Annotated in this window: 17 protein-coding genes and 2 tRNA genes; 6 read left to right on the forward strand and 13 right to left on the reverse strand. The window is 72.2% G+C overall.

From position 1 onward, the window contains the following. The first annotated feature begins 174 nt into the window (after positions 1-174). A complete protein-coding gene (locus G443_RS12450; RefSeq protein WP_211237447.1) occupies positions 175-2,187 on the forward strand; it encodes an MFS transporter in 2,013 nt (670 codons plus the stop codon). A 75-nt stretch (positions 2,188-2,262) separates the two neighbouring features. Here the strand turns inward: G443_RS12450 and G443_RS12455 are convergent. From G443_RS12455 to G443_RS12470, 4 genes are all read right to left on the reverse strand, one after another. Continuing rightward, positions 2,263-2,336, reverse strand: a tRNA-Met gene (locus G443_RS12455). Between the two features lie 666 nt (positions 2,337-3,002). Next, entirely contained in the window at positions 3,003-3,599 is a 597-nt protein-coding gene (locus G443_RS12460) for a GNAT family N-acetyltransferase (RefSeq protein WP_030146995.1), read from the reverse strand. A gap of 462 nt (positions 3,600-4,061) precedes the next feature. Then, a tRNA-Met gene (locus G443_RS12465) sits at positions 4,062-4,138 on the reverse strand. A gap of 233 nt (positions 4,139-4,371) precedes the next feature. Further along, on the reverse strand, positions 4,372-7,341 hold the full coding sequence (locus G443_RS12470; protein ID WP_026417246.1) for a UPF0182 family protein: 2,970 nt from the start codon (positions 7,339-7,341) through the stop codon (positions 4,372-4,374). A gap of 160 nt (positions 7,342-7,501) precedes the next feature. Here G443_RS12470 and G443_RS12475 point away from each other — a divergent pair, with 160 nt between their 5' ends. Beyond that, positions 7,502-8,032: a PPA1309 family protein gene (locus G443_RS12475; RefSeq protein WP_035273200.1), complete on the forward strand. Its 531-nt coding sequence runs from the start codon at positions 7,502-7,504 to the stop codon at positions 8,030-8,032. Between the two features lie 18 nt (positions 8,033-8,050). Here the strand turns inward: G443_RS12475 and G443_RS12480 are convergent, their stop codons facing one another. Next, positions 8,051-9,112: a YlbL family protein gene (locus G443_RS12480; protein WP_051313277.1), complete on the reverse strand. Its 1,062-nt coding sequence runs from the start codon at positions 9,110-9,112 to the stop codon at positions 8,051-8,053. A gap of 86 nt (positions 9,113-9,198) precedes the next feature. On the opposite strand from G443_RS12480, the gene G443_RS12485 reads away from it, so the two are divergent. Beyond that, positions 9,199-10,608, forward strand: a complete 1,410-nt coding sequence (locus tag G443_RS12485) for a zinc-dependent metalloprotease (protein WP_035291284.1) — start codon at positions 9,199-9,201, stop codon at positions 10,606-10,608. 72 nt (positions 10,609-10,680) lie between these two features. Here G443_RS12485 and G443_RS12490 read toward each other — a convergent pair whose 3' ends face one another. Further along, positions 10,681-11,229 (reverse strand): M48 metallopeptidase family protein, encoded by a 549-nt coding sequence (locus tag G443_RS12490; RefSeq protein WP_026417249.1) that lies wholly within the window; start codon positions 11,227-11,229, stop codon positions 10,681-10,683. A gap of 469 nt (positions 11,230-11,698) precedes the next feature. On the opposite strand from G443_RS12490, the gene G443_RS12495 reads away from it, so the two are divergent. From G443_RS12495 to G443_RS12505, 3 genes are all read left to right on the forward strand, one after another. After that, entirely contained in the window at positions 11,699-11,851 is a 153-nt protein-coding gene (locus G443_RS12495; RefSeq protein WP_016696985.1) for a DUF5679 domain-containing protein, read from the forward strand. A 320-nt stretch (positions 11,852-12,171) separates the two neighbouring features. Next, on the forward strand, positions 12,172-13,203 hold the full coding sequence (locus G443_RS12500) for a ThiF family adenylyltransferase (RefSeq protein WP_253860207.1): 1,032 nt from the start codon (positions 12,172-12,174) through the stop codon (positions 13,201-13,203). Continuing rightward, positions 13,196-14,509: an ABC1 kinase family protein gene (locus G443_RS12505; RefSeq protein ID WP_026417250.1), complete on the forward strand. Its 1,314-nt coding sequence runs from the start codon at positions 13,196-13,198 to the stop codon at positions 14,507-14,509. Before G443_RS12500 ends, G443_RS12505 begins: the two co-directional genes overlap by 8 nt. Positions 14,510-14,948: 439 nt before the next feature. Here G443_RS12505 and G443_RS12510 read toward each other — a convergent pair whose 3' ends face one another. The 7 genes from G443_RS12510 to G443_RS12540 form a co-directional block, all read right to left on the reverse strand. Further along, positions 14,949-15,188, reverse strand: coding sequence for a hypothetical protein (locus G443_RS12510; RefSeq protein WP_030104121.1), 240 nt, complete (start codon positions 15,186-15,188; stop codon positions 14,949-14,951). After that, a complete protein-coding gene (locus G443_RS12515; protein ID WP_030104122.1) occupies positions 15,185-15,592 on the reverse strand; it encodes a WhiB family transcriptional regulator in 408 nt (135 codons plus the stop codon). Before G443_RS12515 ends, G443_RS12510 begins: the two co-directional genes overlap by 4 nt. 113 nt (positions 15,593-15,705) lie before the next feature. Beyond that, complete coding sequence (locus G443_RS12520; protein WP_155886014.1) at positions 15,706-15,921, reverse strand: hypothetical protein; 216 nt, start codon at positions 15,919-15,921, stop codon at positions 15,706-15,708. Between the two features lie 140 nt (positions 15,922-16,061). After that, entirely contained in the window at positions 16,062-18,173 is a 2,112-nt protein-coding gene (locus tag G443_RS12525) for an ATP-dependent DNA helicase UvrD2 (RefSeq protein WP_026417252.1), read from the reverse strand. 142 nt (positions 18,174-18,315) lie between these two features. Then, positions 18,316-19,296, reverse strand: coding sequence for an NAD(+) diphosphatase (gene nudC, locus G443_RS12530; RefSeq protein WP_245588667.1), 981 nt, complete (start codon positions 19,294-19,296; stop codon positions 18,316-18,318). Beyond that, positions 19,293-20,678, reverse strand: coding sequence for a M16 family metallopeptidase (locus G443_RS12535; RefSeq protein WP_026417254.1), 1,386 nt, complete (start codon positions 20,676-20,678; stop codon positions 19,293-19,295). Before G443_RS12535 ends, nudC begins: the two co-directional genes overlap by 4 nt. Further along, positions 20,675-21,982: a M16 family metallopeptidase gene (locus tag G443_RS12540; protein ID WP_026417255.1), complete on the reverse strand. Its 1,308-nt coding sequence runs from the start codon at positions 21,980-21,982 to the stop codon at positions 20,675-20,677. Before G443_RS12540 ends, G443_RS12535 begins: the two co-directional genes overlap by 4 nt. Positions 21,983-22,014 lie beyond the last annotated feature (32 nt).

Genomic DNA, 22,014 nt, shown 5'->3' on the forward strand with positions numbered 1-22,014 from the left:
CGGTCGTCCGTTCGTCTCCTCGGCCACCACCGGGGCGGCGGGTGCCCGGTCGCGGGGGCGCGCCCAGCCCCATCGAATTGCCGCCACCCGCCGCCCGGACCACACTGGCGGACCGACGAGCCGGGACGGTCCGTCGGCCCGTGGCCGGGCGACCCGGGAGGTGGCATGGCGTCGGTGCCGGCAACGCGCGCGGCCGCTGGTCGGCCGGGCGACACCACGCTGCCGCTGGTCCTGAGCGCCCTGATGTTGACGGTCCTGTTGGCGGCCCTGGACCAGACCATCGTGGCCACGGCGCTCCCGACGATCGTCAGCGACCTCGGCGGGCTGGACCACCTCTCCTGGGTGGTCACGGCGTACATCCTCGCGTCCACCGCCTCCACCCCGCTGTGGGGCAAGATGGGGGACCAGTACGGCCGCAAGGGTCTGTTCCAGGCCGCGATCATCGGGTTCCTGGTCGGCTCGGCGCTCTGCGGCATCGCCCAGACCATGACCCAGCTCATCGCGGCCCGAGCCTTCCAGGGCCTCTTCGGGGGCGGCCTCATCGTGCTCGCGCAGGCCCTGATCGGGGACGTCGTGCCCCCTCGGGAACGAGGCCGCTACCAGGGCGTCTTCGGCGCCGTGTTCGGCCTCGCCTCGGTGGCCGGCCCCCTCCTCGGCGGCCTGTTCGTGGACCACCTCTCCTGGCACTGGGTCTTCTACATCAACCTGCCGCTCGGCGTGCTGGCGCTCGCCGTCGTCGCCGTCGTGCTGCCCAGGACCGCCCACGCCGGACGGCACCGGATCGACTACCTCGGCACCACCTTGTTGGCGGGAGCGGCGGTGTCCCTGGTCCTGCTCACCACCTGGGGTGGGACGACCTACCCCTGGGGTTCCCCGGTGGTCCTTGGCCTGGGAGTCGCGGCGGTGGTGCTCCTGGTGCTGTGGGGCCTCACGGCCCGGCGGGCGGCCGAGCCGGTGCTGCCGTTGCGCCTCTTCCGCGACCCGGTGTTCCCCGTGGCCGCGGCGATGGCCTTCGTCGTCGGCTTCGCGTTGTTCGGCACCGTGACCTACCTGCCGCTGTTCCTCCAGATCGTGCACTCCGTCTCCCCCACCCTCTCGGGGGTGCACCTGCTCCCGATGGTCCTCGGGATCTTCGTGACCTCAGTCGGCAGCGGGAACCTGATCAGCCGGACCGGCCGGTACAAGGTGTTCCCCATCGTCGGCACCGCCCTCATCACGGTGGCGATGCTGCTGCTCAGCACGATGGACCAGCGCACATCGACCCTCGTGATGTCGCTGTACTTCGCGCTGCTCGGCGCCGGTCTCGGCTGTGTGCTCCAGGTCCTGGTGACCGCCGTGCAGAACAGCGTCGACTACGCGGACCTCGGAACCGCCACCTCGGGCAACACGTTCTTCCGCATGATCGGCGGGTCCTTCGGGGTCGCGACGTTCGGCGCGGTGTTCGCCAACGGGCTCAACACCCGACTGGCCGAGCGCGGAGGTGACCTGCCACTGCCGCCCGGTGTCGACGCGACGACGCTGGAGAACGACCCGAGGGCGGTGCGGCAGCTGCCGCCCGAGCTGGCGAACTCCTTCATCGACATCTACGTCGACGCGCTCAGCCCGGTGTTCCTGATGGCGGCCCCCGTCGCGGCGGTGGCGTTCCTGCTGAGCCTGTTCCTCCGGGAGGTCCCGCTCCGCGACTCGGTGCGGGGCGGTCACCCGGGCACCCGGTTCGGGGCGGCGCCGAGCGCACGGGACTCGCGGGAGGAGCTGCGACTGGCGATCTCCCGCTACGCCGACCGGGACATGCGGCACGACTACTACCGCAGGCTCGCCGCGGCGGCCGAGGTCGACCTGAGCCCGGCGTCCTGCTGGATCGTGGCGAACCTCGAGCGGGAGGGGCCGAGCACCCGCGCGTGGCTGGCGGACCAGGCCGGGGTGGAGCCGGGAACGGGTGCCCCGTACGTGTCCGAGCTGGTCGACGCGGGGCTGGTGCGGGAGCGGGACGGCTACCTCATGTTGACGGCGGCGGGCAAGAGGCTCGCATCGGCGTTCGTCCGGTCGCGTCGTCGTGGGTTGGAGGAGTTCCTGGCGGACTGGTCGCCCCGCCTCCACCCGGAACTGCGAGAACTGCTGGAACAGGAGTCGCGGCGGTTGCTCGGGGACCGCGCGGACCGGCGGGTGTTCACCGGCAACAGGGACTGATCTCCCGTCCACGGTCAGGGGACGCCCCGGAACGCCGAACGGCCCCGGTCCACTGGACCGGGGCCGTTCCACTCGTAGCGGGGGCAGGATTCGAACCTGCGACCTCTGGGTTATGAGCCCAGCGAGCTACCGAGCTGCTCCACCCCGCGCCGTTCGGGATCTGGCCTTGGGCCAGCCGCCGCGGTTCCCACCGCCGCTCCTCCCGACATGGAAGAGCTTAGAGGATGCCCGAAACGGCGGCAAACCCGGGGGTACCCCAGGGTGGCGCACCCGCACGAAGCACGCTCTGACCCGCGGTGACACCCACGATGTGCCCGACAGGCGCGCACCGCCCCCGGGAACCGGCGAACGGGTCCGGTCAGCCGCCCGACGCCACCCCCGCCGCCAATCCGCGCGAGGAGGGCTCAGGGAGCCGTGGTCGACGACCCCGACTCCCTGAGCCCGGTCGGAGTGGACGGCCAGCTCCGCCCGGGGCGGCACGCGGCGCGCTCCGTCCGGTGCGACGCGGACGGCCGTGGGAGCCGCCTGAGCCGTGAGTGCGCCACCGGCCCGAGGGACCGGACGAGCCGGTGGCCCGCGACGGTGTCGCGGGGAGGGCGGAGGTGCTGTGGGGCCCGGGACCACGCTCCGCGCGGCCCCTGCGCTCCCCACCCCGGGACCGGAGGTCGTGGCCGCGCTCCTCGACGGGACGTCCACCTCGGCGGCCCACCACCGCCCGGGCCCCGATGGCGGAAGCCCGGAACACACGCGGAGGGGCACCGACTGGTTCCGTCCCGGTGGAGGTCGTGTGCCACCCGTGCGGCGCTCCCTCCGCCTCAGCGGTGCCCAGGTCCTCCCTGATCACCCGGAGCTGGCGGGTCCGCCTCCGGGCCGCGGGTCGGCCGGTCGAGCCGGTGGACGTGGTGGCTGCCGTCGTCGAGGGGGTTGTCCGGGGTGAGGTACCCGGTGCCGATGGCGGCGTACCCGGCGCGGCGCAGGGCCGACCAGGACGGCGTGTTGGACGTGGCGACGGGGACGATGATCGCGCTCGCCTCCGGGTGGTCCCGCCAGCAGAGCTCGGTGAAGGCCTCGATCAACAGCGTGCCGAGACCCCGCCCCAGCAGCTCCGGCTCGCCGATGAAGTAGTCGATGGTGAGCGCGTCGGACGGGACGTCGACGAGCTCGATCAGTTCGCGATGCCCTTCCGGGTAGTCGTGGATCCGGCACCGCTGCGCGAACCCGATGGGGCTGCCTCCCCACAGCACGAGGAAGTCCTCGGACGGCTCCGTGCCCCGCACGCTGCCCGCGAAGTCGCGCTCCACCCCCGCGTCGCTGGTGTCGTGCACCCAGTAACGGGCCACGTGCGGGCGGCGGAGCCAGGTCTGGATGAGCCGAAGGTCGTCGTGCCGGGTCCGACGGAACTCGAGCGCCATCCGGCCACTCTCCCAGCCCGGTCCGACACGCACCCCGAGCGTGCCCTACCGGGAGACCAACTCGTGACCATCCGCGGCGTGCCCGAGCCGCCAGCGGTGGGACTCCCGACAGCGTGGACGTCCACCGTTCCCGAAGGGGCCGTGTGACGGCGTCGCCGGGACGTCACCCTCGCGACCAGGGATGCTTCTCCCTCCCCCGGGGCCGACGAGGTCCGCCCGGGAGCTGGATGGTGCCACGCCCCGCCCGTCCCGGCGGCTCTCGGCCCTCGCCGCGCGCCCGGGTCCAGGTGCGCCCGCCGTGGATCACCGGCGGATACGGGTCCCTCACCAGCCTTGGCCCCCGACCAGCCGAGCCGCCAGCCGCGGCGGAGGACGGCGCCTGCCGCCCACGGACGCTCGACCAGGCCGGACCGACCCCGGGATGCGAAAAATCCCGCACACCTCGCGGTGTGCGGGACCTCGTGGTAGCGGGGGCAGGATTCGAACCTGCGACCTCTGGGTTATGAGCCCAGCGAGCTACCGAGCTGCTCCACCCCGCGTCGCTCAGGACCTGGCCTCCGGCCACTGCGGAGATGGCCTCCGCTCGCCCTGACTTCAATTACTTTAGAACGGATCAACCTCGAACGCAAATCGCGGGGACCAGATCCAGCCGTGACCCCCGTCTCACTCCGCTCGGCCCACCGCGCCCGGACGAGGACGACGCCCCGGGGGAGTGCCCCCGGGGCGTCGCTCACGGAGTCAGCGCCGCCGGCCGGAACCGGCGGCTGGACTGTCAACCACCGTCTCCCCGCAGGGACTCGTACTGCTCGATGGCCTCGGCGAGATCCTGGTAGGCCTGCCCGATCTCGGCGAAGTCACCGGAGCGCTGCGCCGACTGGAGCCGTTCGAGGGCCGAGTCCATGCCCTGGACCGCCGAGTCGACCGAGTCGGCGGGCGGAGCCTGCGGAGTGGTCGGCGTGCTCGTGTCCTCGCCCGCTCCCTGCTCCTCGGTCTCCGGTGGGGTGGGTGTGTCGTCGGTACCCGAGGGCTCGTCACCCTCGGCGACCTCCACGTCCTCCCCGGTGGGGTCGGTGGCCCCCTCACCGGCACCGGTGCCGAACACCTCGTCGAGCGCCTCCGCGAGGGTGGGCGCGTACCCGACCCGGCCCTCGAAGCTCACCAACACCTTGGCGAGCTGCGGGAACGAGGAGTCCTCGTTCCTCCGCTCGATGTACACGGGTTCGACGTAGAGCAGACCGCCTCCCACCGGGAGGGTCAGCAGGTTCCCGAAGAGCACGTCGGTGGCCTGCTGCCGCAACAGGTTCAGCTCCGTGCTGACCTCGGTCGAGGAGACGAACTGCGTCTGCACCTGCTGCGGGCCCTGCGTCTGGCTGTCGACGGGGAGCCTGAGGACCGTCATGTCCCCGTAGTTCTCCGGATCGGAGTTCACCGACATGAAGCCGGAGAGGAACTGCCGTTGGAGGAACACCTGGGCGCTGGTGAGCTGGAAGGTCGCCTCTCCGGTGGCCGGGTCCTCCGCCAGGATGTAGTACGGCGGCTGCGGCGTGTTCGCCTCACCCGGGTCGTCACCCACGGTCGGGTCCGACGGCACGTTCCAGAAGCCGACGTTGGCGTAGAAGTCGCTCGGGTTGTCGACGTGGTAGCGGGTCAGCAGGTCCCGCTGCACCTTGAACAGGTCCTCCGGGTACCGGAAGTGCGCCCGCAGGTCGTCGCTGATCTCGCTCTCCGGCTGCACGGTGTCCGGGAAGACGCTCTGCCACGCCTGGAGGACCGGGTCCTCCTCGTCGACCGCGTAGAGCGTCACGGTGCCGTCGTAGGCGTCGACGGTCGCCTTCACCGAGTTCCGGATGTAGCTGATCCGCTCGTCCAGCTGTTCCGGCACGCCCCGGGCGTTCGTGAGGCTGTCGGTGGTCGCCTCACCCAGTTCCGTCTTCTCCGCGTACGGGTAGTTGTCGAGCGTGGTGTACGCGTCGACGATCCAGGTGATCTTCCCGTCCACGACCGCCGGGTAGGGGTCGCTGTCCACCGTCAGCCACGGCGCGACGTCGGCCACCCGGTCCCGGGGGTTCTGGTTGTAGATGATCTTGGAGTCGGGGCTGATCGCCTGGTTGAACAGGATGTTGCGTTCCGCGTGGTAGGCCGCGAACACCAGCCTGTTGAACCAGTTCCCGATCGGGACGCCACCCTCACCGGTGTAGGTGTACCGGTCGTTGTCGGTGTCGTACTCGTACGGGTTGCCCTGGTCGTCGGTGGTCCCGACGATCGCGTAGGCGGTGCCCAGCTCCCCGAAGTACGTCCTCGGGTTCTCGACCGGGACGAAACCGTCCGGTGTCGCCAGGTCGCTGACCTTGAAGTTCGGGTAGCCGCCCTCACCGCCGGTGTCCGCCAGCGCCGAGTTCACCTCGTTCGCCGGGGCGGCGACGATCCCGTTCCCGTGGGTGTAGACCAGGTGCCGGTTGATCCAGTTCCGCTGGTTCTCGGCCAGGCCCTCGGTGTTGATCTCCCGCAGGGCGACGATGTAGTCCTGCGTCTCACCGTCGATCGTGTAGCGGTCGATGTCGAGCTTGTCCGGGAAGCCGTAGAAGTTCCGGCGCTGCTGGAGCTGCGTGAAGGTCTGGGTCAGGATGTTCGGGTCGAGCAACCGGACGTTCGGGATCGTCGCGGTGTCCTCGCGCAGGTCCGCCGGTTCGAGGTCGCTCTGCCCCTCGTAGTCGATGTAGTTGATGTCGTCGATGCCGTACGCGGCCCTCGTCGCCTCCATGTTGTTCGCGATGGAGGGCGCCTCCCGCTGGTTGGCGTTCGGGCGGACCGAGAACTGCTCGAGCGCCGCGGGCCACAGCGAGCCGAGCAGCACGCTGGACACGACGAGCAGGGCCGTCGCGATGGCCGGCCACTGGAGGTTGCGGCGCACCGCGCCCACGAAGAAGGCCGCGGCGCAGAAGACCGCGATGCACAGCAGGATCAGCTTCGCCGGCATCACCGCGTGCAGATCGGTGTAGGTGGCGCCGACGAAGTTGTCGTTGCGCTCCGAGGTCAGCAGGGCGAACCGGTCGAAGTAGTAGGCGACCGCCTTGAGCAGGACGAAGACGCCGGCCAGCACCGCGAGCTGGACCTTGGCGGCGCCGGTCAGGTCGCCACCCCGCCCGGCGAGCCGGATGCCGCCGAACAGGTAGTGCGCCACCAGCGCGCCGACGAACGCCACCGCCACCGCGACGAACGCCCAACCGAGCAGCCACTGGAAGAACGGCAGCTGGAACGCGTAGAAACCGATGTCCCGCTGGAACTGGGGATCGGTCACCCCGAACTCGCCGCCGTTGAGGAAGAGCTGCACCGCCTGCCAGTTGCCCTGGCCAGCGACACCGGCCACGATGCCCACGAGGACGGGGATACCGAAGGCGAACAGCTTGATCCTGGCCGTCACCGCCGTGCGGTAGCGCGCCACGGGATCGTCGGGACCTGAGGCGGGCACGAACACCGGACGCGACCGGTACGCGAGCCACAGGCTGAGCGCGAGCACGGTTCCGACCAGAACACCGACCGCCACGAACAGCACGGCTCGGGTGAACAGGACCGTGGTGAAGACCGACCGGAAGCCGACCTCCCCGAACCACAGCCAGTCCACATAGGTGCTCAACAGCCGCGATCCGCTCAACAGCAACAGCAGCAGCACCGCACCGACAGCGATGAGGATCCGCGCTCGCCTGGAAAGTTTGGGCATGCCGACGGGACTCCGCATCGCCACAGCGCACTCTCCCGGGTTGAGGACAAGGGACCAGGGGCCGGACGTGACCACACCGGGGTGGGGTGTGCGGTCCGTCCTGCGATGTCCAACTCTACGTGGGCGTCTCGCGCGTTCGGAGCCCCCCGTCGTGGGGTCCCCTCCCGACCGGAACGATGGACCCGTGGACGCAGAACACGACGCAGAACTGCCCCGGTCGCTGCCAGCCGCCGCTCGGGAGGTGGAGGAGTTCGTGGCCTCCGGGGGCTGGGACCAGCCCATCCAACTGTTCGCGCTGGTCAGCACCAGTGCGTTGTTGGCGAGGGAACCCAACCTGGTCGGTCAGGTTGACCCCGGGTCGACACTGACGCCGATCGCGCAGGACGCCCTGCCCGACGGTGACCTCGCCGAGGCGCTGTCCGGGATCGAGTGGCCCGACGCCGTGGATGGCTGCGCGTTGGCGCAGGAGATCGTGGTGCTGCCGCCCGGCGCGGACGGCGCGGAGTCCGAGGAGGGCCTCGCCGTCAGCCCGGAGGAGGCCGCGAACCACCCGGAGCGCCGGGAGGCACGCCTGGTGGCGGCGGTCCTGCGCGACGGCTCGGCGGCCTGCGTGCTGCGGCTTCGGGCGGACGACCTCGTGCCCGAGGAGATCGTCGAGCACCCGGAGCTCGCCCCGAACCTGGTCACGGCGTTGCGGGCGACGCTTCGCCCCTGAGCGGCGGCGGCCGGACGGTCAGTTCGGGGAGCAGTCCGGTGGCTGTTCCCCGGCGCGGACCTGGCGCAGGGCGTCCACCGCCCCCTCCAGGGTCTCGACCTCCACGAGCTGGAGGCCGTCCGGCGCGTTCGCGACGGCCTCGGCGCAGTTGCCCGTCGGCACCAGGAAGACCGTGGACCCGATGTCCTTCGCGGCGCGCATCTTGAAGCTGATGCCGCCGATCGGCCGGACCGCGCCCTGGGTGGTGATCTCGCCGGTGCCCGCCACGTGGGTCCCGCCGGTGATCTCCCCCGGGCTGAGGGTGTCGATGATCGCGAGGGCGAACATCAGCCCGGCGGAGGGGCCACCGACCTCGTCGAGTTCGATGTCCACGTCGAAGTCCACGTCGGGCTGGTCGAGGGGCGCGACGCCGAGGTACCCGCTCTCCCGGTCGTCCCGGGCCCCGAGTTCGACGGTGAGGTCCCGCTCCACGCCGTCCCGGCTGATGACGATGTCCACGCGGTCCCCTGGCGCGGTGTCGGCCAGCGACTCCACCACCGCCTCGGCCGAGTCCGCGTCGACGCCGTTCACCGTCACCAGTTCGTCCCCGGGTTCCAGGACGCCGTCGCTGGGGCCGTCCCCGAACACCTCACCGACCAGGACCTTCCTCGGGTAGCCGAGGTAGAGCAGCGCGGCGGTCTCCGCGCTGCTCTGGGATGCGGTGAAGGACTGCCTGTTCTCCTGCTCGATCTCCTCGCGGGTGCGGTCCGGCGGGTAGTACTCCTCGCGGGGCGCGAGCGCGTAGTTGCCACTGGCCCACAGCCCCAGGGCGCCGAACAGGGTCACGTCCGTCGTGAGCTGCACGGTCGTCAACCGGAGTTCGCCAGGGTCGGGTTCCGCGCCCGTCTCACCGGGGAGCGCGTCCCCCTCCTCCAACAGCGGCGGCGGAGCCACCTCGCCGCTGGTGGCCACCAGACCGAGGGTGTCGTAGGTGTGGCCCGGGCCGAGGGCCACGTAGGGCACGGTGACGAAACCCCCGAAGGCGGCGAAGACGCCGACCAACGCGACACTCACCAACAGGGACCAAGTACGGCGGCTCACGAGGGCCCAGCCTACGGAACGGGTCACCACCGACCCCGGCGGACCGATCCCACGCTGGTCGGCCCATGCCGCGTACGGTTGACGGCATGACCGATCTACCCTTCGGGTTCAACTCGCAGGATCCCGATGACCGTGGGAAGCGCGACGATCCCTCGGGCCGGTCCGGAGGCGAGTCGCCCTTCGGAGTCGGTCCCGGGGGGATGCCGGGCTTCGACATGGGCTCGTTGGGCCAGATGCTCAGCCAGCTCGGCCAGATGCTCAGCCAGGCCTCGCAGCACTCCAGCGGGCCGGTGAACTACGACCTGGCCAAACAGCTCGCCCTCCAGCAGATCAACAGCGGGGGTCGGGACCAACCGCCATCGGCCGGACAGCACGACGCGACGACGGAGGCGTTCCGGCTGGCCGAGCTGTGGCTGGACCCGGTCACCACCTTCCCGGTCGGCGCCCAGAGCGTGCGCACCTGGTCAGCCAAGGACTGGGTCGACAGCACCCTCCCGACCTGGCGGCGCCTGTGCGACCCGGTGGCGCGCCAGGTGTCCTCGGCCTGGACCGACATGCTGCCGGCGGAGGCGAAGCAGAACGCGGGCCCCCTGCTGTCGATGCTCGGGCAGATGGGGGGCATGGCCTACGGCTCCCAGCTGGGCAGCGCCCTGGGGCAGTTCGCCTCCGAGGTGCTCACCTCGACCGACATCGGGCTGCCGCTGGGAGAGCCGAGGACGGCCGCTCTCCTGCCGAGCAACATCGACCGCTTCACCCAGGGCCTGGACCGCCCGGCGAACGAGGTCCTCGTCTTCCTCGCGGCCCGCGAGGCCGCTCACCTCAGGTTGTTCTCCCACGTGCCGTGGCTGCGCCAACGGCTGCTGGCGACCGTCGAGGAGTTCGCCCACGGGATCAGGGTCGACCCGAACGCCATGGAGGAGCTGGCGGGCAAGGTCGACCCCAGCAACCCCGCCTCCCTGGAGGAGGCGATGCGCTCGGGCCTGCTGGAACCGCGCAGCACTCCGGAGCAGAAGCAGGCGCTGACCAGGCTGGAGACCCTGCTCGCGCTCATCGAGGGCTGGGTCGACCTGGTGGTCGGCGAGGCGTTGGGCGATCGGCTGCCCGGGGCGGACGCGCTCCGGGAGACGCTGCGTCGCCGCCGGGCGAGCGGAGGCCCCGCCGAGCAGGCCTTCGCGACCCTCGTGGGGCTGGAACTGCGTCCCCGGCAGCTGCGGGCGGCCGCCACGCTGTGGCGGGGGCTCACCGACCGGCACGGCGTCGAGCAGCGGGACTCGGTGTGGAACCACCCCGATCTGATGCCCACCTCGGCTGACCTGGACGATCCCGTCGACTTCGTGGAGCACTTCGGTCGTGCCTCCTCCGAGTTGGACGACCCGCTCGCGGCGCTCCGCCGCGCGGAGGAGAGCGCGGCGGCGGGGGACGCGTCCTCCGGCGGCGAGGAGCGGACCGACGACGACCAGGACGACCAGGGGCGGGGCGGCGGCGAGCGGCCCTGACACCCGGTGGCCCCGGGACGCCCGGCCCGGCGGGGCCGTCCCGGGGCGCGACCACTCCTGACCGGAGCGCGCTCAGTCGACGGGCGCCGAGTCGTCGGCGGGTTCGATGGCCAGCCCCGCCGCCGCGCTGACCCCTTCCAGGAAACCGATCGCGCGTTCGGCCCTCGGGTAGCGGTGGACCAACCGCCAGAAGTCCTCCCCGTGGCCGGGCACGAGCAGGTGGGCCAGCTCGTGCACGAGGACGTAGTCGAGCACCCAGGTGGGCATGTCCCGGAGTCGCTCGCTCACCCTGATCGTGCCCTCGGCCGGGGTGCAGGAGGCCCAGCGGGTGCGCATGGGTGGGACCCAGCGGACGCTGGCGGGCTCGGGGCATTCGGGGAGGTGGCGCCCGAGGAGGTCCCGGGCGCGGACCGCGAGCGACGCGTCGGACTTCCGGGCGCGTGACCGCCGCCTGCTCTCGCCGCGTTCCAGCCGCCGCAGCATCTCCCGCACCCAGCGTTGCTCGTCGGCGGCGGAGAGCCGGGCCGGCACCAGCACGACCACCTTGCCACCCTCGCGGAACGCGGTGACGGTGCGCCGCCGGCGCGCGCTCCTCCTGACCTCCACCTCGGGCGGGGCCATCCCCGCTGGCGGCATGTCCGGGACCCGCGCCAGCGGGCCGTCCTGGGGGCTCACCACGGCACCACGGTAGGTCGCCGCCCTGCCCGCGCGTCGCCCGGGCCGGGGGCGCCCGGACCTCGTGGGACTGGCCCGACCAGGCCAACAACGGCCGGGAAACCCCGCCGGCGAGTGGTCCGAGGTGACCTGTGGTCGCATTGGCCAGCTGCTGACGCACCACTTTCCGCCGTAGGTGCGAGCGCGTACCCCCGACCAGGGGTTCGCCGATCACCCAACGTACCGGAAATCGTCGGCCCGCTTGGCGGGCGGAATCGCCGTGACCTGCCAATACTGGACACGCTCCGCGCCGCATACCCGATGACGGAAGCGGCCACATATAGCGTGGCTTGACGTCGCCTGGGTGAGCAGAATAGGCCATTCGGCCCAACGAGGTCAGGCGGATTCGGGGCACGTCGAGCGTAGGGAGGCAACCGTGGCGGACAGCTACAACGGGTACTGCGTGAAGTGCCGGGAGAAGCGGGACTTCACCGGTACCGTCGAGGAGACGAACGGCCGTCGGATGGCCAAGGGAACCTGCCCGGTCTGCGGCACGAAGATGACGCGGATCCTCGGCAAGGCCTCCTGATCGCGACCCGCCGGGCCCACGGTCACGTGGGCCCGGCGCTCGCTGACCCCGGTCGCCCGCACGGCCGGCGGTGCTCGGTACCGGTGCGCGCGGGGGACTCGCCCCGGCGCGACCGCGCGGTGGCGCCGGTCCGGAAATCGTCGGCCCCCACCGGCCGCGCCTGTGGACACCGGTTTGCCCGCCGCCGACCCACCCGAGAGCATCACGTCCGTGAGCACACCACCGGAGCGGCCAGCCCGGCCACTCCCCCTCCGCTCCCCGTTCCGACCCTGCCCCGCGTCCGGGCCGGCCTGCCGGTGCTCCGCCGGGGTACGGCCTCCGTGCAGTTCGGCCTGACCGCTGGTGCGGCACTCGTCGTCGAGGGGCTCTCCCCGGCGTTGGTCGCGCTGTGCCTCCGCCTCGACTCCCGCGCCTCCGGCGGAGGCCTGGTCCCCACCCCCCACCCCGGCGTCGCCCCGAGGGCCGAGCCACCCGCCGCGCTGGCCTTCCTCGACTGGTTGGCGCGGCACGGGGTGCTGGAGGACGCGGGCCCCGCCACGCCCGACCCCGCCGGTGATCGCGTCCACGCGACGGGGCCTCCTGGCCGCCCACCGGCCCTCCGGGACGCCCGCGTGCTGGTGCGGGGGGACGGCCCGCTCGCGCCGGCCGTCGCCGTCGAACTCGCGCGAGGCGGCGTGGGCCGGGTACGGGTGGCGGCGAAGGGCACGGTCCGCCCGGAGGACACCACGCTGGGGTACCGGCTCGCCGACGTCGGGCGTGACCGCACGAACACGGCGAACGCCCTGGTCGCCGAGGCGGTGCCCGGGGTGCGGACCGGTGTCCTCGCTCCGGGCACCCCTGATCTCGTCGTGCTGGCGGACGTCCCCCTCCCCGACCCCGTCGCCGTCCGCGAACTGATGGCGGACGGGGTGCCCCACCTGCCCGCACGCGTGTGGGACGGCGTCGGCGTCGTGGGCCCGCTCGTCGTCCCCGGCCGCACGAGCTGCCTGCGCTGTGCCGACCTCACCAGGACCGACGCCGACCCCTGCTGGCCGCTGCTCGCCGCGCAACTCGCCGAACGACCCGTACCGGTGGACGGCTCGACCGGTACGGCGACGGCCGCGCTCGCCGCTTCGCAGTGCCTGCTCGCCCTCGACCGGGGCGCGTCGCCGCGGATCGACCGCCCACGGGTGTGGAACACGACCTTGGAACTGGACCTGCGGTTCGCGACCCTCCAGGCGCGGGCCTGGGAGCCCCACCCCCGGTGCGGATGCCGTCCCGCCGTCGACCGCGCCGGCACCACCCGTTCCGACAAGCCGGCCGAATGGGTGTCGCCGAGTGGCCGTTCCGGGGGACAATCGCCAGGTGAGTGAGATCCCGCGTCGGACCGTTCAGCGCACCGCAAAACTCGCTGGCCTGCCGCTGGGAGCGGCGGGGCGTTTCGCCGCCGGCTGGGGCAAGAGGCTGACCGGCCGGGACGCCGACGAGGTGAACGCGGAGATCTCGGCCAGGACAGCCGAACAGTTGTTCGCCGTGCTCGGCCAGCTCAAGGGCGGGGCGATGAAGTTCGGCCAGGCACTGAGCGTCTTCGAGGCCGCCGTTCCGGACGAGTACGCCGAGCCCTACCGCGAGGCGTTGACCAAACTCCAGTCCGCCGCTCCTCCCATGCCGACGCGGGACGTGCACCAGGTCCTCACCGAGCAGCTCGGCAGCGCGTGGCGAAGCCGGTTCTCGGAATTCGACGACGTCCCCACCGCCGCGGCCAGCATCGGTCAGGTGCACCGGGCGACCTGGCACGACGGTCGGGAGGTCGCGGTGAAGGTCCAGTACCCGGGGGCCGGCGAGGCCCTGATGTCCGACCTGCGCCAGCTCCAGAGGTTCAGCCGCCTCATCCAGGGCATCGTGCCCGGCACCGAGGTGAAACCGCTGCTCACCGAACTTCAGGAACGGATGTCCGAGGAACTCGACTACCGGGTGGAGGCCGACGCCCAACGCCGGTTCGTCAAGGCCTACACCGACGACCCGAACGTCCGCGTCCCCCGCGTGCTCGCGAGCGCGCCCCGGGCGCTGGTCACCGAGTGGGTCGAGGGAACGGGACTGGCCGGCATCATCCGCGACGGCTCCCAGGACGACCGGGACCACGCGGGGACGCTGCTGTCGCTGTTCAACTTCTCCGCGCCGCACCAGGTGGGTCTCCTCCACGCCGACCCGCACCCCGGCAACTTCATGCTCGACGGCGACGGGCGCCTCATCGTGATCGACTTCGGCGCGGTCGCGCGCCTCCCCGGTGGGCCGCCGCCGACCTTCGGCGTGCTGCTCCGGCTGGCCCTCGGCGACGACCCGGACGAATTACTGCGGTTCCTGCGGGCCGAACGCTTCCTGGGGCCGAGGACGGAGCTCGCGGCCGAGGACGTCCTGGCCTTCCTCTCCCCCCTGGTCGAGCCACTGCGCACCGAGCGGTTCACCTTCACCAGGGGCTGGATGCAGGGGCAGGCCGACCGCGTGGGCAACCTGCGGGGGACCGACTTCCGCACCAGCCGCTCGCTGAACCTGCCGCCCGAGTACCTGATGATCTACCGGACCACGATGGGTACCACCGCCATCCTCTGCCAGCTGGGCGCGACCGTTGCCGCCCGGCGCATCGTCGGTGACTGGCTCCCCGGCTTCCGCACCGATTGACCCTGCTCGCCACTCTCGGGACGGTGGCGCGTTCGCCGCTCCCGGCGTCGGCCATGAGCGGGATTCGGCGAGCCGCCGTGCTGACACCTGTCACGAGAACCGATGACGCCGAGGACTGCCGTTCCCGCCTGGCGACCGGTCACGCTGCCTGCTGACCAACCACGCCCACCCTGGTGGAGGAGTTGTCAGCATGAAAGGTCACATCATGACCGCGACGGTGGTCGTGGGCGTCCTCGCGTTCTCCGCGGCCTGTGCGGGTGCGAGGGAACCGACATCGACCGAGCGGGGCGGGCAGGCGTCAGGCACGCGGGTCGCCGACGCGCCGCCCGACCTCCGGTGGGTCCCGTGCGACCCGACTCCCCATCTCTAGTGGCAGCCCCGGGGTCATGCCAGGCCCTGGCCCCGGCGACACGTGCCGGGGCCAGGGCCCTTCGTGTCGTCAGGCGGCGTCGGCCGCGTCCGCCCGCCGGACGGCGAACGCGGCGAGCCACCGCCAGCGACGTGCGCGGCGGACTCGCTCCGCCGCGCGTTGATGTCGCCACTGGGACTCCCGTCGACCCCGTATCTGGGCTCTGGCCAGGGATTCGTGGAGCAGTATGGCCTCGCTAGCCTGGTCGGCGCCGATGAGCCTGACCCTGGGCACCAGCTGGTCCTCGTGCCAGATGTTCGAGCCGTTCATGCTGCCTTCTCCTTCGCGCCGTTCAGTGCGGTGGTGGTCGTGTCGGACTTGCGGGGACGGCCCCTCGGCCTCTTCCTGGCGATGATGTCGCCGCGTTCGAAGATCTCCCCTCCCCAGACGCCCCAGGGCTCACGCCGGGCGATCGCCCCGGCCAGGCAGGCTGCCCGCACCGGACAACCGCCGCAGAACTGCTTGGCGCGCTGGAGGTCGGCGGGGCCCTCGGCGAACCAGAGGTCCGGGTCCTCGGTCTGGCAGGGCAGGTTGGCCTCCTCGGGAACGGTGGTGAACAGCTCGCCGATCCCGAGCTGGGACTCACCGGCGGACGGCAGGGGAACCGACGTGGGCCGGCCGGTCAACGAGTGGGCAGGTGAACCATCCGACAGTGGGACGGTCACGGTGGACATGCGTTCTCCTCTTGTAGTCGGCCACGTCGGGGCCGTTGGGTGGCGGAAAAAACACGAAGGCCGCGGATCCGTCGACACGGGTCCGCGGCCTCGGTAAGCCTGAGAGTCCTGACCTAGGTCAGGCGCACTCCTGTGCGGATGTCGACAGGATTGATGGGAGACGGCGCGAACGCGCTGGGGAAGGTCTGGCGATCGATGGCGTCGTAGCGGAAGCCGAGGCGTGCTCGTACCGAGGCGGGAAACACCCCGAGGGCTGCCAAGGGAAGGCGCCCCACTGCCCAGGAGGTCGGGCAGCCGGGCTCACGATTGCTCATCAGCGAAGTCGTCACCGGGACCACCACCTCTCCACTACGCAGCGCCACCGGGCTCACCAGTGGCTCCAGGTCTTCCGACCCGGGCATGTGCAGGTTATTGGGCGGCCCGTCGGCCGCGCAACTGATTTTCCGACTTCATGCGGACGAGTGAGTACCTAGCCGTTGAGCTGCGTCTTTTCCCGGACAACCGCCAACAGGTCGGCGCCGTAGCTGTCGAGCTTGGTGGCCCCGATCCCGGGAATCGCGACCAGGCCGGCACGGTCCGAGGGACGCTGTTCGGCCACCGCCAGCAACGTGGCGTCGCTGAGGACCACGAACGCCGGCACCCGCAGCGACGTCGCGCGTTCGGCGCGCCACCGGCGGAGCCGTTCGAGCAGGTCCTGGTCGACGTCGGAGGGGCAGTCCGCGCACCGGGTCAGCTTCACCTCGGACGCCCCGACCAGGGCGCGGCCGCACACCCGGCACGTGGGGCGCGGGGCGGTCCCGACCGCGTTCCCCTCCTCCCGCCGGCGGGTCCGGCTCGCCAGCGAGACCGGGTGCCCATCGGGTATCACGCCGTGGAGGAACCTGCTCCGCCTCCGGTAGCGACGGCCGCCCTCCACCTTGGCCAACGACCAGGACAACCAGAGCCGGTCCCGTGCCCGCGTCACGCCGACGTACAACAGCCGCCGTTCCTCCTCGATCGCGGCGTCGTCACCCTCGGCGTGCTGGATGGGCAGCGTCCCGTCCACCAGACCCACCAGGAAGACCGCGTCCCACTCCAGTCCCTTCGCGGCGTGCAGCGAGGCCAGGGTGACGCCCTGGACGGTGGGCGGGAACTGGGCCTCCGCCCGCATGTCGAGGTCCGCGCAGAACCGGCGCAGATCCGCCTCCGGCACCGCCCTGGCCAGTTCCACGGCCAGGTCGGCGAGGGCGCGCAGGGACTCCCACCGTTCCCGGGCGGCCTGGCCAGGCGGAGCCTCGGCGGTCAGCCCGAGCGGGGCCAGCACCACCCGCACCCGTGCCGGCAGGTCGGCGTCCGGTCGGCCCCCCGGGTCCCGTCCGGGGTCCTCCTCCCCCGCGGCGGCGCGGAGGGCGCGCACGGCCTGCCGCACCTCCTGCCGGGCGAAGAACCGTTCCCCGCCCCGCACCTGGTAGGCGACCCCCACCTCGGACAGCGCCTGCTCGTACGCCTCGGACTGGGCGTTGATCCGGTACAGGACGGCGATCTCGCTCGGTGCGGTCCCCGACTCGACGAGCTCCCGGATCCGACGTGCGACGGCCCTCGCCTCGGCCGGCTCGTCGTCGTACTCCCCGTAGGTGGGTTCGGGGCCGTCCTGGCGCTGTCCCACCAACCGGAGCCGGCTACCGGCCGGGCGCTCCTTCGCCCGGTCGATGAGCCCGTTGGCCAGCGCGACGACCTGCGGGGTCGAGCGGTAGTCCCGTTCGAGCCGCACCACCGTCGACCCCTGGTAGCGGCGGGAGAAGCCGAGCAGCCAACGCGGCGAGGCCCCGGCGAACGAGTAGATGGTCTGGTTGGCGTCGCCGACCACAGTGAGGTCGTCCCGGTCGCCGAGCCAGGCGTCCAGCACCCGCTGTTGCAGGGGGGTCACGTCCTGGTACTCGTCGACGACGAAGCACCGGTACCGGTCCCGGAACTCGCCGGCGACCTCCTGGTGCTCCTCCAGAGCAGCGGCGGTGTGCAGCAGCAGGTCGTCGAAGTCGAGGAGACGCGCCTCGTTCTTCAGCCGCTCGTAGCCGTCGTAGACGCGGGCGGTGAGCTCCGCCGCCACCGGCGGGGTGCGGCGCGCCGCGGCACGGGGGTAGTCGCCGGGTGTCACCAACGTCCCCTTGGCCCACTCGATCTCGGCGATGAGGTCCCGCAGTGTCTCCCGCTCGGTGTCGACGCCCAGCCGGTGGGCTGCCTGGGCGACGAGGGTGGGTTTGCGCTCCAGCAGCTGCCAGGGCGCGTCGCCCACCACCCTGGGCCAGAAGTACCGCAGCTGGCGGAGGGCCGCGGCGTGGAAGGTGCGGGCCTGGACCCCGCCCACTCCGAGGTCCCGCAACCGGGTCCTGAGCTCGGCGGCGGCCCGGGCGGTGAAGGTGACCGCCAGCACCTGTCCTGGCGCGACGTGGCCCTGGTGGACGAGCGCGGCGATCCGCCGGGTGATGGTCCTGGTCTTGCCGGTACCCGCGCCGGCGAGAACGCAGACCGGGCCGCGGGGAGCGAGCACCGCGGTCCGCTGCTCGGGGTCGAGGCCGTCCAGGAGTCGCCGCTCACCCACCATGCGGGCATCCTCTCAACCGCTCGTCGACCGGCGGCGGCAGGTGGCACCCGGATGGGGGTGCGCGGTCCCTGCCGCCCCGGCGGTCCCGACGCCACGTGTGAACGCCCGCTCCGGGGCGCGCGGCGGTCGAGCTGGGCCGGCCTCAGCCGGCCGAGGCCCAGGCCTCCAACATGCCCCTGGCGATGGAGGACGCGCCGGGCAGGATCAGGCCCGGGACGCCCCCGCCCGCGCGCAGCGCGGTGCGCACCCGGTCCCGGGGGACCCAGTGCGCCTGTTCGATCTCCCCGTCGGCCGGGTGCAGCGGCGCCGAGGGTTCGGCGAGCGCCGTGAAACCCATCATCAACGACCGGGGGAACGGCCAGGGCTGGCTACCGAGGTAGCGCACCTCGCCGACCTGGACGCCCACCTCCTCCGCGACCTCGCGGACCACGCAGTGCTCCAGGGACTCCCCGGTCTCCACGAACCCGGCGAGGATGGAGTACCGGTCGGCTGGCCAGGTGGGCTGGCGTGCCAGGACCACGTTGCCCGCACCGTCGTGCACCAGGCAGATGACCGCCGGGTCGGTGCGCGGGTACTCCTCCCGGCCGCAGCCCGTGCAGTGCCGGGTCCAGCCGGCCTGGGAGGCCACCGAGGGCGCTCCGCAGTTCGCGCAGAACGCGGCGCGCCGGTGCCAGGACAGCAGCCCGACCGCCGTGGTGAGCAGGCCGGCGCCGGTGTCGTCGAGCAGCGCTCCGGTGAACCTGAGGTCCAGCCATTCCCGCTCGGACTCCGGGACCCGTTCGGCCCAGGCGTCGGCCTCGCCCTCCGAGACCGGCACCGCCCAGTACCCCGTCTCGCCGTCCGCGCCCAGCAGCACCGCCTCCTCGGGCGGTTCCGCGTCGGTCACCGGCCGGTCGACCAGCCGTCGACGGTGCGGAGCGGCCTCCTCCCTCGTGACCAGGGCCCGACCGAGCGGGTCGACCGCCAGCATCCGTCCGTTCTCCCAGAGCGCCCGCAACAGACCGGGGTCACCTCGGACGAGCTCCCTGCGGTCCACCGTGGAGCGGGACAGGGCTGGAGAACCGGTCAGCTGGAAGTCGACCTCACCACCGGGCCGCGCTGACGAGTGTTGTGACGACCTCACGGCAGGACGACATCTCCCAGTGCTCGTAGCGGTTCGCCGAGGACGGCGGCGTCCCCGACGACGACCCCGGTGAAGTTCGGCGGCGCCAGGTACCGGCGGGCCGCCTCGGACACCTGCTCCACGGTGACCGCGCGCAGGCGATCGGGGTGCTCGCGGAGCCAGTCCAGGGACACCCCGGCCGTCGCCAGGTTCTGGAGGTTCGCGGCGAGCCCGCTCTGCGAGGACGTCGAGATCAGCAGCAGACCGATCAGGTAGTCCCGCGCCGCGGTCACCTCCTCCTCACCGATCGGCGCGACGGCCATCCTGGCCAGCTCGTACCGGATCTCCATCAACGCCGCGGCGGTCACACCGCTGGCGGTGTCGGCCTCGCACAGGACGCCGGCGGTGTCCCCGGTGAACTCGAAGGTGGAGTGCGCGCTGTAGGTGTACCCCTTGTCCTCCCTGATGTTCTCGACGAGGCGGGACGAGAAGTAGCCACCGAAGACGAGGTTCGCCAGTTGCAGCGCGGGGTAGTCCGGGTGGTGCCGGGGGATGGCCTGCCCCGACAACCTGATCTGCGACTGGACCGCACCAGGCCGGTCGACGAGCAGGACGTCCCCGCCCTCGATGCGCGGCACCTCCGGCAGACCGCCGGTCGCCGGCCCGGGGCGCCACCCGGCGAGGCGGTCACCCACCTGGTCGGCCACCGCGTCCAGGTCGAGGTCACCGACCATCACCAGCACACCGCCCGAGGGGCGCACCAACTGGTCGTGCAGCGCGCGCACCTGGTCGGCGTCGACCGCGCGCACGGCGTTCGTGGAGGGCAGCTCCCTGGCCAGCGGGTGGTCGCCGAAGCGGCGCCGTTGCAGGGCTTCCCGCGCGATGGTCCCGGGCTGGCTGCGGGCGACCCCGATGCGCTCGACCAGCCGGTCGCGTTCCCTGTCGACCTCGTGGTCCCGGTAGGCGGCACCGGTCACCGCGTCGGCGAAAACGTCGAGGAACGCGTCGAGGCCGCTGGCGAGGGCGTTGCCCGCGATGCTGAGCCGCTCGGGGTCGACCCCGGCGCCGAGGTCCGCGCCCACCATCGCCAGGTCGGTGTCCATCGCCACCCGGTCGCGGCGCTCGGTCCCCGTCAGCAGCGTGGAGGCGAGCAGTTCGGAGCGGGCGGCGTGGTCCCGTTCGGTGCCGGCGAAGGGCAGTCGCAGCCGCAGCTCCACCATGGGCACCGTGGGCTGTCGGACGGCGACGAGCCGGAGCCCGTTCGGCAGCATGGTGTCGATGCGCGGTGGCTGCTCGGCGAACCGAGCCGTCCCCAGCGCGGGCAGCGGCCGGGGGCCTCGGTCGGTGCTCCCGATCTCCTCCGCGGTGCGCCGCCGCGGGCTCTCGACGTTCTGGCCGGTCACTGTCCACCTCCGTCGGTGTCGTCGTTGGCGGCGGAGCCGGGGCGCACGGTGAGCACTGCCCGGGACTCCGGCCGCAGGGCCTTGGCCGCCGCCGCGACGTCCGAGGGGCCGACCACGCCCAACCGCTCGGGGAGTTCGGCGGCGAGCTCGGCACGTCCGAACAGCAGCTCGAAGGCGCCCAGTTGCAGGGTTCGGGACATGAGCCTGTCGTGCTCCCGGTGCAGGGAGGCCGCCCACCGCGCGACGACCCTGGTGACCTCCTCCTCGGTCGGACCCTCGACGGCCAGCCGCTCCAGTTCCTCGTCGATCGCGGTCAGGAGCCTCTCCTGGTCGACCCCCTGCGCGTGGACCACGGTGATCAGGAAGGTGTCCGGGTCGCGCGCGTCGAGCGGCGCGAACAGGCCGCACCGGCAACCGACCTCGATCGCCAACGGTTCGGCGTGCACCAACCGCTGGGTGAGCCGGGACGAGTCGCCGTCGGCGAGCACCCCGGACAGCACCAGGTGGGCCAGGTAGGCGTCGAGGTCGGCGTTCGGGTCGGGCAGGCGGTACCCGGCGGCGAACGCCGGCAGCGGCGCGTGCGGGTCGTCGTGCTCGCCACGCCGTTCCTCGGTCGGCGCCGGTTCCGCGAAGGAGGGCCGTTCCGGGGTCCGGCGGGCCGGCACGTCGCCGAAGTGGCGTTCGACGAGTTCCCGCGCGTGGTCGACGTCGAGGTCTCCCGCGATGGTCAGCACCGCGTTGCTCGGCGCGTAGTAGGTGTCGAAGAACGCGGCGCAGTCCTCCACCGTCGCCTGCTCGAGGTCGGTGAAGTCCCCGTAGCCGTTGTGGGCGTTGGCGAAGGTCCGGTACAGCACCGGCGGGAGGGTGATCCACGGGAACCCGCCGTAGGGGCGGTTCAGCACGTTGAGGCGGATCTCCTCCTTCACCACGTCGACCTGGTTGCGCAGGTTCTCCTCGGTGATCCTGGGGGCGCGCATCCGGTCGGCCTCGAGGAACAGGGCCCGTTCCAGGCCGGCCGAGGGCAGCAGGATGTGGTAGTCGGTGTAGTCGGGGTGGGTGGACCCGTTGAAGGTGCCGCCGGAACTCTGGATGTGCCGGAAGTGCGCGAGCTTCTCCAGGCTCTCGCTGCCCTGGAACATCAGGTGCTCGAACAGGTGCGCGAAACCGGTTCTCCCCTCCGGTTCGGAACGGAAACCGACGTCGTAGTGGACGCTGACGCCGACGACGGGAGCCGCCCTGTCGGGTGCCAGGACCACACGCAGCCCGTTGGGCAGGGTGAACCGGTGCAGCAGGTGGTCGACCATGCCCCGCAGCCTACGACTCGGGGCGCGACCGC

The sequence above is a fragment of the Actinoalloteichus caeruleus DSM 43889 genome (assembly GCF_000429185.2).
GTDB lineage: Bacteria > Actinomycetota > Actinomycetes > Mycobacteriales > Pseudonocardiaceae > Actinoalloteichus_B > Actinoalloteichus_B caeruleus.